General features: G+C 67.4%; 9 protein-coding genes. 7 read left to right on the top strand and 2 right to left on the bottom strand.

Annotated elements, in window-relative coordinates; translation table 11 throughout:
* Positions 1 to 19: 19 nt before the first annotated feature.
* Positions 20 to 3,097 (bottom strand): DUF4982 domain-containing protein, encoded by a 3,078-nt coding sequence (locus tag AC2YHA_RS15975; RefSeq protein WP_487402395.1) that lies wholly within the window; start codon positions 3,095 to 3,097, stop codon positions 20 to 22.
* A 157-nt stretch (positions 3,098 to 3,254) separates the two neighbouring features.
* Between AC2YHA_RS15975 and AC2YHA_RS15980 the strand changes: the two genes are divergently transcribed.
* From AC2YHA_RS15980 to AC2YHA_RS15990, 3 genes are all read left to right on the top strand, one after another.
* The gene (locus tag AC2YHA_RS15980) at positions 3,255 to 4,847 is read left to right on the top strand and encodes an alpha-N-arabinofuranosidase (protein WP_487402396.1); all 1,593 of its coding nucleotides are present in this window, start codon (positions 3,255 to 3,257) and stop codon (positions 4,845 to 4,847) included.
* A gap of 72 nt (positions 4,848 to 4,919) precedes the next feature.
* The gene (locus AC2YHA_RS15985) at positions 4,920 to 6,815 is read left to right on the top strand and encodes a rhamnogalacturonan lyase (RefSeq protein ID WP_487402397.1); all 1,896 of its coding nucleotides are present in this window, start codon (positions 4,920 to 4,922) and stop codon (positions 6,813 to 6,815) included.
* A complete protein-coding gene (locus AC2YHA_RS15990) occupies positions 6,815 to 8,035 on the top strand; it encodes a rhamnogalacturonan acetylesterase (protein WP_487402398.1) in 1,221 nt (406 codons plus the stop codon). The genes AC2YHA_RS15985 and AC2YHA_RS15990 overlap by 1 nt, the downstream gene beginning before the upstream one ends.
* Here the strand turns inward: AC2YHA_RS15990 and AC2YHA_RS15995 are convergent.
* The gene (locus AC2YHA_RS15995) at positions 8,032 to 10,749 is read right to left on the bottom strand and encodes an exo-rhamnogalacturonan lyase family protein (RefSeq protein WP_487402399.1); all 2,718 of its coding nucleotides are present in this window, start codon (positions 10,747 to 10,749) and stop codon (positions 8,032 to 8,034) included. The genes AC2YHA_RS15990 and AC2YHA_RS15995 overlap by 4 nt on opposite strands.
* Positions 10,750 to 11,012: 263 nt before the next feature.
* Here AC2YHA_RS15995 and AC2YHA_RS16000 point away from each other — a divergent pair, with 263 nt between their 5' ends.
* The 4 genes from AC2YHA_RS16000 to AC2YHA_RS16015 all read left to right on the top strand — a co-directional run bounded on the left by AC2YHA_RS16000 (position 11,013) and on the right by AC2YHA_RS16015 (position 16,937).
* Complete coding sequence (locus AC2YHA_RS16000) at positions 11,013 to 14,681, top strand: TonB-dependent receptor (protein ID WP_487402400.1); 3,669 nt, start codon at positions 11,013 to 11,015, stop codon at positions 14,679 to 14,681.
* An 82-nt stretch (positions 14,682 to 14,763) separates the two neighbouring features.
* Positions 14,764 to 15,153: a DUF6491 family protein gene (locus AC2YHA_RS16005; RefSeq protein ID WP_487402401.1), complete on the top strand. Its 390-nt coding sequence runs from the start codon at positions 14,764 to 14,766 to the stop codon at positions 15,151 to 15,153.
* A gap of 66 nt (positions 15,154 to 15,219) precedes the next feature.
* Positions 15,220 to 15,990: a hypothetical protein gene (locus AC2YHA_RS16010; protein WP_487402402.1), complete on the top strand. Its 771-nt coding sequence runs from the start codon at positions 15,220 to 15,222 to the stop codon at positions 15,988 to 15,990.
* On the top strand, positions 15,990 to 16,937 hold the full coding sequence (locus AC2YHA_RS16015) for an aldo/keto reductase (protein ID WP_487402403.1): 948 nt from the start codon (positions 15,990 to 15,992) through the stop codon (positions 16,935 to 16,937). The genes AC2YHA_RS16010 and AC2YHA_RS16015 overlap by 1 nt, the downstream gene beginning before the upstream one ends.
* Positions 16,938 to 17,121: the final 184 nt, after the last annotated feature.

The following is a 17,121-nucleotide window of genomic DNA, read 5'->3' on the forward strand; positions in this document are numbered from 1 at the left end:
CGGGCTTTTCCTTATGCTCCTAATTCCGAGGCGACACCGGGCCGTGGAATTCGGCCTCGACGATGCCGAGCCGCCAGCCTGGGGCCACCGCGTCGGCGCCGGTATCCCCCGCGGCGCGGGCTGAATTGAGCTCCACGATCTTGCCGAATCCGTCGCGATCGGCGGTCGGTCCCGTCTGCGTGATGCGCAGCACGCGCCCGGTGGCCGCGGGAAAGGCCTGGACCGCGTAGCCCAGCGTACGCTCGGTCTCGCCGGACCAGACCCGGCGTCCGTCCAGGCTGATCTCCAGCGGATATCCGCGCGAGCGCCAGCCGACCAGCTTGAGTTCGACCTCGCTCAAGGTCACCGGCGTGTCGAAGCGATATTCGATCCAGGCCGTGTCCGCGCGGCCATCGCTCGCCCAGCGCGACAGCTCGTTGTCGTCGACCGTTTTTGCCGCATCCTGCTGGTTCGAGCCGGCGACGACTTCCGCAGGTGTGAAGGTGGTGCGGGTGACGCGATAGGACGGACCGTCCGGCGTCGGGCCGCGGGTGAGTTGGCTCGGCTGATAATTCTCTGCGAGGTCGGTCGACAGCCCCCCGGTCATCGGCGCCGGCAGCCTGGTCGGGATCGTCAGCGTCGCACTCTTGAGCCCTGCCGCCGTCGCCGTCAGCCGCACCGTTCCCGGACGGGTGCCGGCCCGCAGCAGGATGCGATTGACGCCCGCCTCGACCGGAAGGTCGCGCGAGAGGATATAGTTGTCCTCGCCGCGCGCGGTGCCCGAATAATGGGTGACGCCGTCCTTCTGCGGCGCCTGGGCCGTGACCGGTGCGGATGCCTCGGCCGCGACCGGGCGCGGCCTGCCCGACGAATCGCCCTGGGCGATGCCGCCGCGCCATTCAGCGGGCCCTTCCAGCGTGAAATGGACCTTGTCGTTGGCGATCGGCACGCGCCGGCCCTTCGCATCCACTACCTCGACGTCGACCAGCGCGATATCGGCGCCGTCCATCACGAAGCCGCGCGGTGAAAGATGCGGCTTGAGGCGCAGCGCCGCCGGTGCGCCGGTGGTCTCGACCTGGTGCTCGGAGCGGCGGCCGTCGGCATCTGTCGCGACCGCGCGCAGGATGCCCGGCTGCCAATGGACGTTCGGCCAGGTGAACAGAAAGCCGCTGCTGCGCCGCCCCTTGCCGAGCGAGCGGCCGTTCAGGAACAGCTCCACGCTCTCGCCATTGGAGACGACGGTCTCGTCCTTCACCGTGCCAGGGGCGTAGTTCCAGTGCCCGACGATATGGGTCGCCGGCGTCTCGGGATCGACCCAGCCGTTCCACATCACCTGGTGCGCCGAGAAACCTTCCTTGGGGAGCCGCACCGCGTCGACCTCGCCCGAGCGACGATAGTTGTTGTCGCCGCGGTAATGGGTGTTGCTGTCGGAGAAGATGATGTTGACCCCGCCCGCGCTCACCCGCCGGCCGGTGCCGGGACGCACGCGATAATAGTCCCACCAGCGCCGCACGTCCTCCGCGGCGTGGCTGTCCTGGTTGCGGTTATAGTCGGGCGAATCCTTGTGGAAGGGCGGCGTGAGCTCGTCCTGATAGAGCCGCGCCCCCTCGTCGCGGCTGTATTCCATCGCCCACACCGGCTTGCCCGCGCTCTTGTTGATGTAGAGCATCTCACCGCCATATTCGGCGATACGGCTGTCCAGCATCTCGCGCGAGCCGATCGCGCGGCCGCCGTGCGGATCGTAGCGGTCGCGGATCGCCTTCAGCTCCGCCATATGGGCTTCGCTGATGTTCTCGTTGCCGCCTTCGTAGAACAGGATCGACGGGTTGTTGCGGTTGTAGATGATCGCGTCGGTCATCAACTCCTTGCGCTGCTCCCAGCGGCGGCCGCTGGTATCGCTCTCTGCATCCCCGGCCGGCATCGCCTGAATCAGCCCGACGCGGTCGGCGGATTCGATGTTCTGCTTCGACGGCGTGATATGCATCCAGCGCACGAGGTTGCCCCCGCTCTCGACCATCAGCCCGTTGGAAAAGTCGCTGAGCCACGGCGGCACCGACACGCCGACCGCCGGCCATTCGTTCGAGGTGCGCTGGGCGTAGCCGTGCATCTGGATCACGCGGCCGTTGAGCGTGACCATGCCGTCCGCAAAGCGCGTCTGGCGGAAACCCGTGCGGGTATCGACCGCATCGATGATCCGGCCGCCTTCCACCAGGCTCGTCGTCACCGTGTAGAGATAGCCATAGCCCCAGCTCCAGAAATTGAGGCCCGACAGGCGGCCGGCGGTGGCCAGCGTGCGGGTCTCCCCCGGGGCGATCGTCGCGGTGCCGCCGTCGAAGCGGCCGACCATCTTGCCGCCTAGGTCGCGGACCTCGACGCGATAGGCGATGCTTCGGGGCTCGGGCCCGTCGTTACGGACCTCGCTCTCTGCATGGATCGTCGCCGCATGCTTCGGCAGGTCGAAGTCGTCCGCCCAGACATATTGGCCGGTGGTGCCGAGGCCGGCGTGGAGCGGCAGCGTCTGGTAGAGCGATCCAGTGAGATGGAGGCGGACGTTCTTGGTGATGCCGCCGTAGTTCACGTTGAAATTGTCGTTGTTCCATTGGAAGCCGCTGCCGGTCGCGCGCTCCTTGTATTTCCAGTCGTTGTCGACGCGGACGGCGATGACGTTCTCGCCGGGCACCAGCGCCGCAGTGACGTCCGCGCCGAACGCCATCGCACCATTCTCCGACAACGCGACCGAGCGGCCGTTGACCCAGACCTCGGCCGCCTGACGGACGCCCTCGAACTCGAGGAAAGCCTTGCCGGTCGGCCCTCCCTCGGGAAGCGTGAAGCGCTTGCGGTACCAGATGATGCCGGTCGACAGGTCCTTGATGTCGCGGGCGAAGGCTTCCTTCTCGTTGAAGGCATTGGGCAGCGTGACCGCGCTCCAGCCGCTGTCGTCGAAGTCCGCCTGCTGCGCGCCCGGTTGATCGCCCGTCACGCTCCGCCAATCGGGATTGAGGTTATAGGTCCGCCGATCCGACCGTATGACGGTGGAGGCGTCATGGGCGGTTGCCGGCGCGGAGACGACGACCAGCGCCAACGCGGCTGCGACTCCGAACGCACTCATCCTGCCCATGACACCCTCCCCAAAGGTCGCGCTTGTGCGCCGCGCCGGACCAATTAACGCTTGCGACGCTATGCAACTAAGTCATACATAGTGAGACGTAATAACAAAAAATGAGACCTGTCGAGGTAGTACGATCGACAGGGCAGATGCAAGAGAGAGGGGGAAGATGGACCGTCGTTCCTGTTTCCAGATTCGTTCGAGGAAGGCTGCGCGCACCCTGCTGATCGCCGCCGCGCTCGCCACGACCGCAACCATTTCTTGGTCCACGGCTTCCGCCCAAGAGGCGCCTGCCGTCACCGCGACGATCCGGGCCGACGCACCGGGACCGAAAATCGACCGCCGCATCTTCAGCCAGTTCGCCGAGCATCTGGGGACCGGCATCTACGGCGGGATCTGGGTGGGCCCGGACTCGAAAATCCCGAACACCCGCGGCTATCGCAACGATGTAGTTGCGGCGCTGAAGGCGCTGCATGTGCCCGTCGTGCGCTGGCCCGGCGGCTGCTTCGCCGACGAATATCACTGGCGCGAAGGCGTCGGCCCGCGCGCCAAGCGCCCGGTCAAGGTCAACACCCACTGGGGCGGTGTCACCGAGCCCAACAGCTTCGGCACGCACGAGTTCATGGACTTCGCCGAGCTGATCGGCGCCGAGGCCTATGTGTCGGGCAACGTCGGCAACGGCAGCCCGCAGGAAATGGCCGAGTGGGTCGAATATATGACCGCCCCCGCCGGCACCCTCGCCGACGAACGCGCGGCGAACGGCCGCAAGGAACCGTGGAAGCTGCCGATGTTCGGCATCGGCAACGAGCTGTGGGGCTGCGGCGGCAACATGCGCCCCGAATATGCCGCCGACCTCACCCGCCGCTACGGCACCTTCATCAAGGTGCCGCAGGGGACGAATACGCTCAAGATCGCGAGCGGCGCCAATTCGGTCGACTATAACTGGACCGAAGTGATGATGCGTGAGGCCGGGAAGAGCTTCGACGGCATCGGCGTCCATTACTACACCGTGCCCGGTACCTGGAAGCAGAAGGGCTCGGCCACCCAGTTCGACGAGGAGGCATACGCCCGCACCATCTCGAAGACGCTCCAGATGGAGGAGCTGGTCACCAAGCATTCGGCGATCATGGACAAATATGATCCGCAGAAGCGCGTGAACCTGGCGGTCGATGAATGGGGCACCTGGTACGACGTCGAGCCCGGCACCAATCCCGGCTTCCTCTTCCAGCAGAACACGATGCGCGACGCGATCGTCGCCGCGCTCAACATCAACATCTTCACCCGCCACGCCGACCGGGTGCGCATGGCCAACATCGCGCAGATGGTGAACGTCCTTCAGGCGATGATCCTGACCGACGGGCCGAAGATGGTGCTGACGCCCACCTATCACGTCTTCGAGATGTACCGTCCCTTCCAGGACGCGACCTTCCTGCCGGTCGAGCTCAAGTCGCCCTGGTACAACAAGGAGCAGTGGGTGGCGCCCTCGGTCAGCGCAACCGCCGCGCGCGGGGCCGACGGCCTGGTCCATGTCGCGCTGGTCAACGTCGACCCCAACCGTCCGGCGACCGTCAGCGCGGCCCTGACCGGCGTGACGGCGGGGGCGGTCGAGGGGCGCGTGCTCACCGGCGCGATCCAGGCGCACAACAGCTTCGACGCGCCCGAGACGGTCAAGCCGGCCCCCTTCACCGCCTCGAACATCGCGAACGGCACGCTGACCGCGACGCTGCCGCCAGCTTCGGTCGTCGTGCTGACGCTTCGTTAAAGGGGGCGGCGGGCCGCGATTCCCGAGAGGGAGCGCGGCCCGCTTCGCAGCCCCCGCGCCTGGAGGACATCTATGCGTGGAATGATGCTGGCGGTGCTGGCAGCAGGTGTGGCGGGCCCTGCGCTCGCGCAACAGGCCCCGACGCTCGCCGGACGACAGGTCGAGGCGCTCGATCGCGGACTGGTCGCGGTGCCGGCGGCCGAGGGCAATCACGTCTCATGGCGGCTGCTCGGCAGCGACGCCAAGGGCTCGCGCTTCACCCTTTATCGCGACGGCAAGCCGATCGCCGAGGTCTCGGGCACCGAGGCGGCGAGCGTGCTCGACAGGAGCGGCTCGGCCACGTCGCGCTATGCCGTGGCGATCGCCGGCGCGAAGCCGGGCAATGCCGTCACGCCTTGGGCGGGCGGCTATCTCGCCATCCCGCTCGACAAGCCGGCCGACCGCACCACGCCCGACGGCGAGACCTATGGCTACACCGTCAACGACGCCTCGGTCGGCGACCTCGACGGCGACGGCCGGTACGAGCTGATCGTCAAATGGTATCCGACGATCGCCAAGGACAATGCCTTCTCCGGCTATACCGGCGAGACGCTGATCGACGCCTATACCCTCGGCGGCAAGCGGCTGTGGCGGATCGACCTCGGCCGCAACATCCGCTCGGGCGCGCATTATACGCAGTTCATGGTCTACGACCTCGACGGCGACGGCCGTGCCGAGGTGGCGATGAAGACCGCCGACGGCACCATCGACGGCACCGGCAAGGCGATCGGCGACGCGTCGAAGGACTGGCGCAGCGGCGAGCATCAGGTCGACGTGCCCGACCGCACCGGCTCGACCGTGCTGCCCGACGGCCGCAACGTCGCCAGTCTCAAGGGTCGCATCCTCGCCGGCCCCGAATATCTCACCATGTTCGACGGCCGCACCGGCCGCGCGCTCGCCACCCAGCCCTATGCCCCGCCGCGCGATCCGCGTACCGATACGCCGACCTACGAGCAGATGGCGGAGACCTGGGGCGACGGCTACGGCAACCGCTCCGAACGCTATCTCGCGGGCGTCGCCTATCTCGACGGGCACCGGCCGAGCCTCGTGTTCGGGCGCGGCTATTACGCCCGATCGACGATCGCCGCCTGGGACTATCGCGGCGGCAAGCTCGTGCGCCGCTGGCTGTTCGACAGCGCGGCGCCGGGCAACGAGAAGTTCGCCGGCCAGGGCAACCACCAGCTTTCGGTCGCCGATGTCGACGGCGACGGGCGCGACGAGGTGATCTACGGATCGATGGCGATCGACGACGACGGCAAGGGGCTGTGGTCATCGGGACTCGGCCATGGCGACGCGATGCATGTCTCCGACCTCGATCCCGATCACCCTGGCCTCGAGAAGTTCGGTGTGCACGAGAATATGCGAATGAGCGGCAATCGCGGCGCCGCCATGCTCGACGCGCGCACCGGCGCCATCCTCTGGTCCACGCCGGCCGACCGGGATACCGGCCGCGGCATCGCCACCGACATCGATCCGCGCCACCCCGGCGCCGAGGCCTGGGCTTCTAATTCGCCGGACCTCTATGACGCCAAGGGACAGGTGATCCCGGGCAGTCATCCGCGCGCGGCGAACTTCGGCATCTGGTGGGACGACGACCGCCTGCGCGAGCTGCTCGACGGCAACCGGATCACCAAATGGGATTGGACGAAGGGCAGCGAGACGCTGCTGCTGGAACCCGCCGGCACGGTCTCGAACAACGGCACCAAGCGGAACCCGGCACTCTCCGCTGACATCCTCGGCGACTGGCGCGAAGAGCTGGTGCTGCCCAGCGCCGACAGCCGCGAGTTGCGTATCTACACGACGCCCATCCCGACGACCGAGCGCGTCGTCACGCTGATGCACGATCCGGTCTATCGCCTTGGTGTCGCCTGGCAGAATACGGCGTACAACCAGCCGCCCCACCTCTCCTATTTCTTCGGGGCGCGTTGATGCTGCTGAGTGCAATCCTGATAGCTGCGGCCGCCCCGGCGCTGCATTTCGACCTCCGCCCGGATGCGAGGCCCGAAGCCGGCCGCGTCGCCGTTGCGGCGGACAGGCCCTATCAGCCCGGCGGCTTCGGCTATGAACCCGAACGCCGCGGGCGCGAGTTCCTCTTCTCGGCGGCAGTGCCGGAGGGCAACTACCGCGTGACGGTACGCTTCGGCGACCGACGCGCCGCGTCGCGTACGACGGTGAAAGCGGAGGCGCGCCGGCTGATGCTGCGCGACGTCGCCACGCGGCCCGGTCAGTATGTCACCGCGAGCTTCGTGGTAAACGTCCGCACCGCGGCCCTCGCCCCGCCGCCCGCCAACGCGCCGGGTGGCTCGGCGGTCCGGCTCAAGCCGCGCGAAGCGAGCAGCTACAGCTGGGACGACAAGCTCACGCTCGAGTTCCTCGGCGACCCGCGCGTCGCCGCCATCGACATCGAGCCGGTGACTGCGCCCACGGTGTTCCTCGCCGGTGATTCCACCGTCACCGACCAGCGCGCCGAGCCCGCGGCCAGCTGGGGGCAGATGCTGCCGGCGCTGTTCGGCCCAGACATCGCCGTCGCGAATCACGCGGAATCGGGCGAGACGCTGAAGTCCTTCGTCACCGAGCTCAGGTTCGACAAACTGTTGTCGCAGATGAAGCCGGGCGACTGGCTGCTGATCCAGTTCGGCCACAACGACCAGAAGGCGGAGTGGCCGCAGACCTATGTCGATCCGCGGATCACCTATCCCGCTTGGCTCCGCACCTATATCGCCGAGGCGCGGCGGCGCGGCGCGCATCCGGTGCTGGTGACCTCGCCCGAGCGCCGCAATTTCGAGCAGGGCCGCATCCGCCCGACCCTCGCCGATTATGCCGAGGCGATGCGCCGGGTCGCGCGCGAGGAGCAGGTGCCGCTGATCGACCTCCAGCCGGCGACGATCGCGCTCTACGAGGCGCTCGGACCGGACCAGGCGCCGCTGCTGTTCAACGACGGCGGCAAGGACAAGACGCACCACGACAACAAGGGCGCATGGCTGCTCGCCCGCGCGGTCGTGGCGGGTATCGCCGAGACGGTGCCGGACCTTGCCGAGCACCTGCGGCCGGAGGCGCGGCGCTTCGATCCGGCCCACCCGCCGGCGCTCGACACGATCGCCATCGCGCCGAGCATCGCCAGCAGCTCGGTGCGCCCGGCGGGAAGCTAGTCGCGCCGGCGCCGCGGACGAGGCTCGGCCGCGTCGAGCGCCTCGGGCACCAGCGCCAGGTTCTGGATGGCCGCCAGGCCCCATTGCGCCGCCGCATTGGTCGAGACGCCCGGCCATTCGACGATGCCGCCCGGCAGCATGCGACGCGGATCGCCCTGGCTCATCCCCAGCCCGGCGTCGCCGGAGTAGAACTCCTCGGCGGCCCTGCGCGCGAGCGCGGCGTCGCCGCTCGCCTTCGCGGCATAGGCGGTGAGGCGCGAATGGCTCTCGCGCAGGTTGCGGGGGCCGAAGGGCTCGCCCCATTTGGCGACGAACTCCTCGCGGGGCGCATTGTACCAGCGGCAATAGTCGAGCCACGCTGCTCGGTAGTGCGGCAGGTCGATCAGCCGCAGCAGCTCCGAATTGATCTCGACCGCCCCGAACACGGCATTCAGGTGCGACAGCCGGATCTTCGCTCCGGGATCGAGGAACCGGCCGGTCTTGAGATCATAGGGCGCGCTGCCGGTGAGCCAACCGCGCGGCATCCGGCCGATGCTGTCCATCCCCGCGACGATGCGGTCGCGCCAGTGCCGGTCGCCGGTGCGCTCCCATTCGGTGAGCCATGCGCCGGCGAGCACCGCCCAGGTGGTGCCGAAGGTCATCTCGATCGTGCCCGTCGGCAGCGGCGCCCGTTCGGCGCCCGGCACCTTCCGCCCGATCTCGACCGTGCGCAGCGCCTCGTGCGAGGTCACCAGCGCGCGCATCAGGTCGCCCGCGCGCTCGTCGGCGGTGAGATAGTAGAAGATGCGGCGATAGGCCGCGTTGCTGATGCGCGGCTGCTTCGAGCTGTCGCTCCAATGCTGCACGCCGTGGCGGGTGCCGAGGCCGGCGAAGCGCCCGAGGTGATAGACGTCGACCTCCCCGGTGTGCCGCGTCATCGCCTCGGCGAGGCGGAACGCCTTGGGATCGCGGCTGCGCAGCGCGGCGTACCATAGCCACAGGTCGGGCGAGAGCTCGCTGTTCGCCCAGGCGAAGCCGCCGATGTCATAGCGCCACTGATGCCGGTCGGCGTCGTAGGTGTGCATCACGTCGCCGTGGTTCCAGAAGCCGTACCAGCTCCGCCGGTCGACCTCGCCGGCATAGAAGTCGATGAGGTTGGCGAGCTGATCCTCGATCGCCGCACGCCTCGGCGTCGACCGATCGGGCAATCCCCAATCGCCGAACACGCCCGCGGCATGGACATGCGCCGGGTCGACCATCAGCTGCGGCGGCGTGGCGGCGCTCCGTGCGAGCGCCTGAAGGTGTGGCGTCTCGGGCGTCGCGTCGAATGCCCAGAGCGTCAGCTCGCTCGTCCGCGCGATCCCCCGCGCCTGGTCCCAGCCGGGCTCATAATCCTCATAGGTGATGTCGAGGCCCTGGTTCTGCGCGTCGTATCCCTCCATGCCCATCGTGCCGTGATAGGGGCGCAGGTCCATCGGCCGCGCCTCGGGCGACCAGAGCCAGGCGGTGAGGCGCGCGCGGTCCGACGCCGCGTCGCGGATGTCGAGCTGGGTGGGATGGCGCTGCCAGAAATAGCGCGCTGCGATCGCGCCGCCGCCCTGCGGCGAACCGACATAGGCGAAGCCGGGGGCGCGCCGTCCCTCGCCGGCATCGATCCACCCATGGCCTTCGCCGGTCCGCTTGGTGAGCGTGAAGCCGTTCGCGGAGAGCTGCGCCAGCGTGAAATCGCCCCAGGCCGGAATCCGTTCGAGCAGAGAGCCCACGGGATCGCGCATGTCTGCGATCGGCGGCACCGCCCGCCCCGCCACCTGTGCGTCGCGAAACGCCTTGCCAGGATCGCGGCGCAGGCCCGTGAGCGGCCGCACCGCCTCCGCAAACATCATGTCCTGGCCGGTCGCCAGTCGGACATGCCGATCGTGCAGGGCGCCGCGCATCGGCACGCCGACGCTGATCCCGAGGCCCGAGAGAAAGACCTCTGACGGCTCGATGTCGTAGACGAAGCTGTGCACGACGCGCAGCGCCCGCGAGCCGGCATAGGCGTAGAGGCGTATCGTGAACGGAAGGATGGTCCGGCCGCCACCGCGGTGCGTGCCCTCGATCCGGATCACCGCGCGGACGGGGCCGCGCTGCTCGACGATGGCGCGGTCGATGACGCCTTCGAGCGGAACCCGTTCACCCTCCGGCTGACCCACGCGGACCTCGCCGACGAGCCCGGCGGATTCAAGCAGTACGCGTTCACCGTTCCGCGCCGATCGGATCAGCGCGATCCCGCTCCGTCCGATCTCCCAGCGCAGGCTGCCGTTGACGATCTCGATCGAATCGGCAAGCTCGCGGACGCTGATCGGCTTGGCGGACGACGCCGGACGGCCGGCGGTGAGCCGATAGCCAGGTTGCAGCTGCGCGCCCCCCGGCATCGCGTGCGCGGTCCATTTCAAGGAACCGTCGGGCCAGACAGCGGTGGTCCAGCTCTGTACAGGCACCGCGGCACCATCGGCACCGGCAAGAGCGAACCGGGTCTTCTCGCGCACCCGCCCCTGCGGCCAGGCGACACCCCAGGTCTGCCCCTCGCACCCATCCGCAGGCGGCCCGCCGTCCAGCCACGCGACCGCCGCCTCGATGGGCCCGGTTCGCGGAGCCGCCGTCACCGACGCGCCGTGCAGCAGGGCCGAAGGCGCGACTCCCGCGGCCAGCGCTGCCCCGATGAAGTCACGCCGGTCGATCGAGGCTGATGTCACGGAGTCCCCTCCCACTGCTGTCTAGCTATCGATCATTCGTACTATTTGAAATTCTATTCCACAATATGCATGAACCTTGTTGCGCCCCGTGCAATCGCTAGGGTTGCAACCGGTCTAAAATATGATAATTCTATAAATTGATCGTTGCCACCATATGGTGAGACATCAGAGGTTGGGGGCGATCTCCAGAAAAAGACCTGCCCGGCGGGCGAGGGACGAACAACGTCCCGCTCGCAACGGGCCCGAACAGGAGAGGGGGAAGAATGGCGAATCAACTGAAGACCCGTAGCCGTATCGGCGCGAGTGCGTCCTGGGCGGTATTGGGTCTGCTGCTGACCTGCGGCGGCGAGGCAGTGGCGCAGACGGCGGCGCAGAGCGGTCAGGCGGAAGCGCCCGACATGGGTGGAGAGGTCACGACCTCCCAGACCGACGACATCCTCGTCGTCGGTTCCCGCGCCAGCCAGCAGTCGGCGATCGATCGCAAGAGGAACGCGCGCACGCCGACCGATTCGATCGTCGCCGACGACATCGGCTCCTTCCCCGACCGCAACATCAACGAGGCGATCTCGCGCGTTCCCGGCGTCGCGCTGGGCCGCAACGAATTCGGCGAAGGCGAAAGCGTCGCGATCCGCGGCAACGGCCCCGACCTTACCCGCGTGGAGCTGGACGGGATCGGCGTGCAGGCCACCAATTCGCTCGCTATCGACGGCGGCAGCAGCCGCGGCGGGGACCTGCGCGAGATTCCCGCGGACCTCGTGAAGAGCATCGACATCGTCAAGGGCTCCACCGCCGACATGACCGAAGGCTCACTGGGCGGCGGCGTCCAGATCAAGACGCGCAGCGGCCTCGACTTCAAGAAGCCCTATTTCTCGCTGCGCGCGGGCGCCGGTCAGAACTCGCTCGGCCGCGACTGGACGCCGGACTTCAACGGCGTCGCCTCGCGCAAGTTCTTCAACGACCGCCTCGGCGTGATCGTCAGCGGCAGCTATTCGAAGCTCCAGAACAACGGCCATGGCTTCGAGACGACCACCAGCAACAACCGCGGCTACGCGCGCCTGTTCGACTTCGACCAGTCGCCGGAGAAGACCTTCACCTACAATCCCGACACTATCGGCACCGACGCGGCGGACGTGCTGTTCCCGAACAGCGCCGAGACCCCGCGCACGCTGATCACCAAGGCCGCATCGGCGCAGACCAAGGCGGACTGTTTCACGCTCTTCCCGAACAATCAGTCGGCCAGCGCCGTGCAACGGCGGCAGCGGATTCTGGAGCAGCAGAGCTGCCTCAACCAGTGGAACGACTATACGCCGTCGCTGATCCGCAACTTCATGAACACGCAGACCGACGAGCGCTACGCGTTCGACGGGCGGCTCGACTATCAGCTTACACACAACTGGACCGTCTACGCCAAGGGCACCATCGCCAACCGCAAGGTCCACGACCAGAATCGCAGCCGCAATCCGGTGTCGATGTTCAACCAGAATGTGGCCGGCACCTTCAACACCAGCACCGCCGCCACCGGATATCCGCTGGTGCGCAGCGTGTCCCCCAATGCGCCGGCGGGCTATTATTTCTACGATCCGCAGTACGGGCTCAACAACGTCGGCGACAACGCCGTCCTCGGCAACGTGCTGAACGTCGTTCCGGGCAGCATCGTCGTCGACGACGCGCACAACGTCACCCAGATGACGCTTACCAACAATACGGTGAGCATCGACCAGATCGAGAACATCATCGACACCAAGACCAAATATGCCCAGGTCGGCACCGAATATCGCGGCGAGCGGCTCGAGATCGACGCGATGGCGGGCCTTACCAAGGCATCGACCAGCCGCGGCGACATGCGCACGTCGCGGTCCTATGGCTATGGCGACGCGACGCTGACGCTCCAGCCCAATGGCCTGTGGGACATCGCGCTGCCGGACAATTACGACGAGACCAATCCCGCCAACTTCGTCCAGCTCCGCCCGGCGGCATGCGTCGCCGGGGGAACGAACCCGGCTACCTGCATCGGACAGAATGCCGTGGCCGCAGGCCCCAACGGACCGGCGACCCCGCAATATCTGGTCTCCCAGATGCCGCTGACCACGCCCAGCTTCGGCGTGTCCTATTCGCCGCGGCTCGGCGAATCGACCGAGAAGATCGCCAAGCTCGACGTCGCCTACAAGACCGACGACATGCTGCCGTTCATCACCCGCTTCAAGGTGGGCGGGATGTACCGGGACAACAAGATCCAGCGCTGGGGCGGCGGCGGTTATACGGTGAGCTCCGCCATCGGCACTTTCGGACAAGCCGGCTACATCCCCGCCGTCATCGTGCCGACCGCGAATGTCCGCGGCACGCTGCGCGCCTGCGAGCCGACGGCCGGATCGTCGGCGCCGGGCGGTCTTTCCTGCAACTACGGGTTCGTGCCCAGCACCAATCCGTCGAACGTCCGTTCCGGCGTCGACACGCTCACGCCGCAGGAGCTGCGCGATCTCTTCACCCGGACGCTCGAGAACAGCGATTCCAAATTCTTCGGCGACCTGCCCAACCGCGGCAATCTGCCGCCTGCGTGGCAGGGCATCCGCACCGACGAGTTGTTCGCCGCGCTCGGCGCCTCGGATTTCATGAACTTCGACTGCCTCAAGGAATGCATGGGCAGCGACGGCAACATGTATGCCCAGCCGGTCACCCGGGCATATGAGACGACCAAGAACGTCTACGCGATGGCCGATTTCGAGCAGCGCCTGCCCTGGGGCCTGTTGTTCAACGGCAACGTGGGCATCCGCGGCGTGTTCCGGGACGTGCGCGCCACCGGCCTGCAGACGATCACGGCGATCCGCGTGACGTCGAACTATGATCCATCCAATCCGGAAGCACCGATCGGCTTCACCAGCCAGTCGTTCAGCCAGAACGTCAACGTCAAGGCGCGCAGCCGCGACTGGCTGCCCAGCTTCAACTTCAACCTATGGGGCTTCGACGAGAAGCTGGTGCTGCGTCTCTACGGCGCCAAAACGGTCGCGCCGCCCCGGCTCGACGTGATGGTCCCCGGCGGCACCTGCACCGTCGACGAGCGGATGACGCTCGACACCTCGGGCGGCGACGACATCTTCGGCTGCTCGGGCCGCGTCGGAAACCCGGCGCTGAAGCCGTTCACCGCATGGAGCTACAACGCCAGCCTCGAATGGTATCCGAACAAGGATACGATGTTCTCGGTCGCCTATGGCAAGCTCGACGTGAAGATCGGCAACCCGATCCAGGTCACCAAGACGACTCGTCCGTTCGCAGGAAGCGACGAGGTCGATCCGATCAGCGGCGAGCCGCTCGCCGATATCGAGTTCAGCGTTCCGACCTGGGAGAACGGACCGGGCTACAAGCGCGACATCTGGGAGTTCTCCGGCAAGACGGCGTTCACCTTCCTGCCGTGGTTCCTGAAATATACCGGCGCGGATGCCAACGTCTCGATCCTGACCTCGGCCGCCACCACCGGGCAGCAGGATCCGCTGACCGGCGACATCATGCTGCCGCCGGACGAATCGAAATATTACATCAACGCCTCGCTCTGGTACGATGACGGCAAGCTCAACCTGCGCGCCGCCTATCAGAAACGCAGCGAGCGCTTCTCCTGCATCACGCCGTGCCCCAACGGCAATTCGGTCGACATCAACTATCCGGGCGAACAGTGGGGCAACGTGCGGCTGGTCGCACCGGGCTACAACCCGGGCGTGCCGCGCTTCATCGACGGCACCACCTATATCGACGTCAAGGCGTCGTATAACATCACGCGCAACTTCCAGGTCTACCTCGAAGGACGCAACATGACGCGCGAGGCGCAGACGATCTCGACGGGCGACTATGTGCGCTTCGCCGATGGAACGTCCAGGGTGATGCGGATGTCGTATGGTGGCCGGCGGATCATGGGCGGCGTGAAGATTCAGTTCGGCAATTGATCGGAAAGCGGGCGTTCCTGGTGAGCGCCCGCTCATGGCCAAATCGGGTCTTCCTCTCCGTCCCCGATCAGGAGGTGCCGTGATGCGACGAAGGATTTGTTCCCTGCTCGTGCCGGCGCTCGCCGTGACAGGCTGCGCGGGCGCGGATGGTGCGCGGCAGGGGCGGCAGGACTGTTTCTGGGCATCGCAGGTCACCGGCTTCGGCGACGCCGGCCCCGACCGAGCGCTCGTCCGCGTCGGCACACGCGAAACATGGGAGCTCACGCTGTCCCCCGGCTGCCCCGACGTCGACTGGGCCATGCGGATCGGCATCCGATCGCGCACGGGCGAGCGGATCTGCCCCGGCCGGCCTGCCGAGTTGCTCGTCCCCGAAGCCAGCGGGAGCGGATTGCGGTCGTGCCTGGTGCGCCAGGTCCGCAAGCTCACGCCCGAAGAAGCCGCGGCGGCGCGGGGCCAGACACCGGAACGATGAGCGTCGTGGGCATATCTCGTGTGACTCCGCTAGTCTGTTCAGGACGAAGCGGAGGCTGAAGGTACGATGACGATCGAGCTGCCGAGCGTTTCGCTCGCAGAGGGGCCAGGGACGGCGCGCCGGCTGCTCGACCGAACCTCGATCGGCGCGGCCGAAATCCCCTGTCCGCCGCTCGACGATCTGCCCTATCGCGAGCTTGTGCGGATGCTGCTCCGCGCCCCGGGGCTGAAGCTCGACTTCAACCGGCTCCAGCCGGACGCGGCACTCGCGATGCTGTGCGACCGCCTCTTCGGGCCCGGTGTCTTTCGCCGGGAGCGGGAACTGCTGGCGGAAGACATCACCGCCCTGGCGAAGTTCGCCGAAGACCTTGCAGGCTGTCGCGCATCGATCGCGATCCGCACCTATTTCGCGCCGGGCGATCTCGTCTGGCATGTCGACCGCGTCAACGAGCGCACGGCCTTCCGCCTGCTGTGGCCGCTCGGTCGCCCGGCGGGAATGCGCGTGACGCCGGCGGACAACATCGATGCGGCGACTTACCGCGCCTTCATGCGCCGCGAATATCCGCTGCTGTGCCGTCTCGACACACGCGTCCTGAAGACCGGCGCCCCGGTCGAGGCGCTGTGGGCACACCGCCCGGCCCAGCTCGACGCGATGATCTCCGGCCGCTTCCCGTTCGTGATCGATCCTGCACGCGAACGGCAAGTGACGCCCGGCGCCGCCAGCATCCATCGCGTCGAGACGCCTGCGCAGCCGGGCACCTATCACTGCTCGTCGTGGGGCAATCGCCGAAGCCCCGGGCTGCAGATCGTGATCACCGCGGCGTCCGACCAGCCGTGATGCGTTTCCGCCGCCTCGGGCGCACCGGCCTCGATATATCGGAGCTGACGATCGGCACGGCCGGGTTGGCGCAGGCCGGCCGCGACCCGAAGCAAGCCCACGCCGCGATCGCGCTCGCGCTGGACCGCGGCATCAACGCCGTCGAGATGGAGTCCGGCTGCGAGGACACCGCCGGGCTGGTGGGCGGGCTCCTGCGAAACCGGTGCCGCGGAGACGGCGTCCATATCCTGGCGCGCGTGAGCTCACTGATCCGGTTCGACCTCCCCTCACCCCATGTCCCGGTCCAGCAGGCCTATCCCGGCCATCACATCCGGGCCGAGACGGAAGCGCTGCTCCGGACCCTCGGCGTCGAGCGCCTCGGGGTTCAACAGCTCCACGCCTGGTGCCCGGAATGGCTGCACGAAGGCGACTGGCTCGAAACCCTTCAGCGCCTCAGGGACGAGGGCAAGGTCGCCGGCTTCGGTATCTCGCTGTTCGACCACGATCTCGACGCCGCGCTGGAAGCGGTCGCCAGCGGTGCGGTCGACACGGTGCAGGTGATGTACAATGTGTTCGACCAGGGTGCAGCGTCCGATCTCCTTCCGCTGTGTCTGCGCCAGGATGTCGGCGTGATCGCACGCTCTGCGCTCTATTATGGCGCGCTTATCTCATCGCCATCGCGGTTGAGCGAGTTCCCGCCGGGCGACTGGCGACAGGATTATTTCTTCGATGAGCACCGCAGGGAAACGGACCAGCGCGTCAGCCGTCTGGTGGGGGACGTCGGGTCACCCGATCGGTCGATCTCCGATCTGGCGCTCCGTTTCTGCCTGTCCCACCCCGCCGTCTCGACGGCAGCTGTCGGGATGCGGAGTCCTGCGCACGTCGACGCCAATCTGCGCGCGGCCGCGGCGGATCATCTCGACAAGGACGAGTTGGCGTCGCTCGCACGCCACGCCTGGTTGTGTTGAGCGCAGCGGCTGCGATCCGGCAAATCTGAGGCGAAGCGACGGCGGAACTGACTCCGTTTCGGAGGAGCGTCTTCCCACGCACCGGTGAACGCTCCGATGTGAAGCAGGTCCGCCCTTCCGCCCCTTGCGGCGCGCGATAGCCTTCCCTCAGGCGGGGAGGCTCCGAAACGGATGAAGGATGCCT

This window comes from Sphingomonas sp. SRI_018, assembly GCF_057586275.1.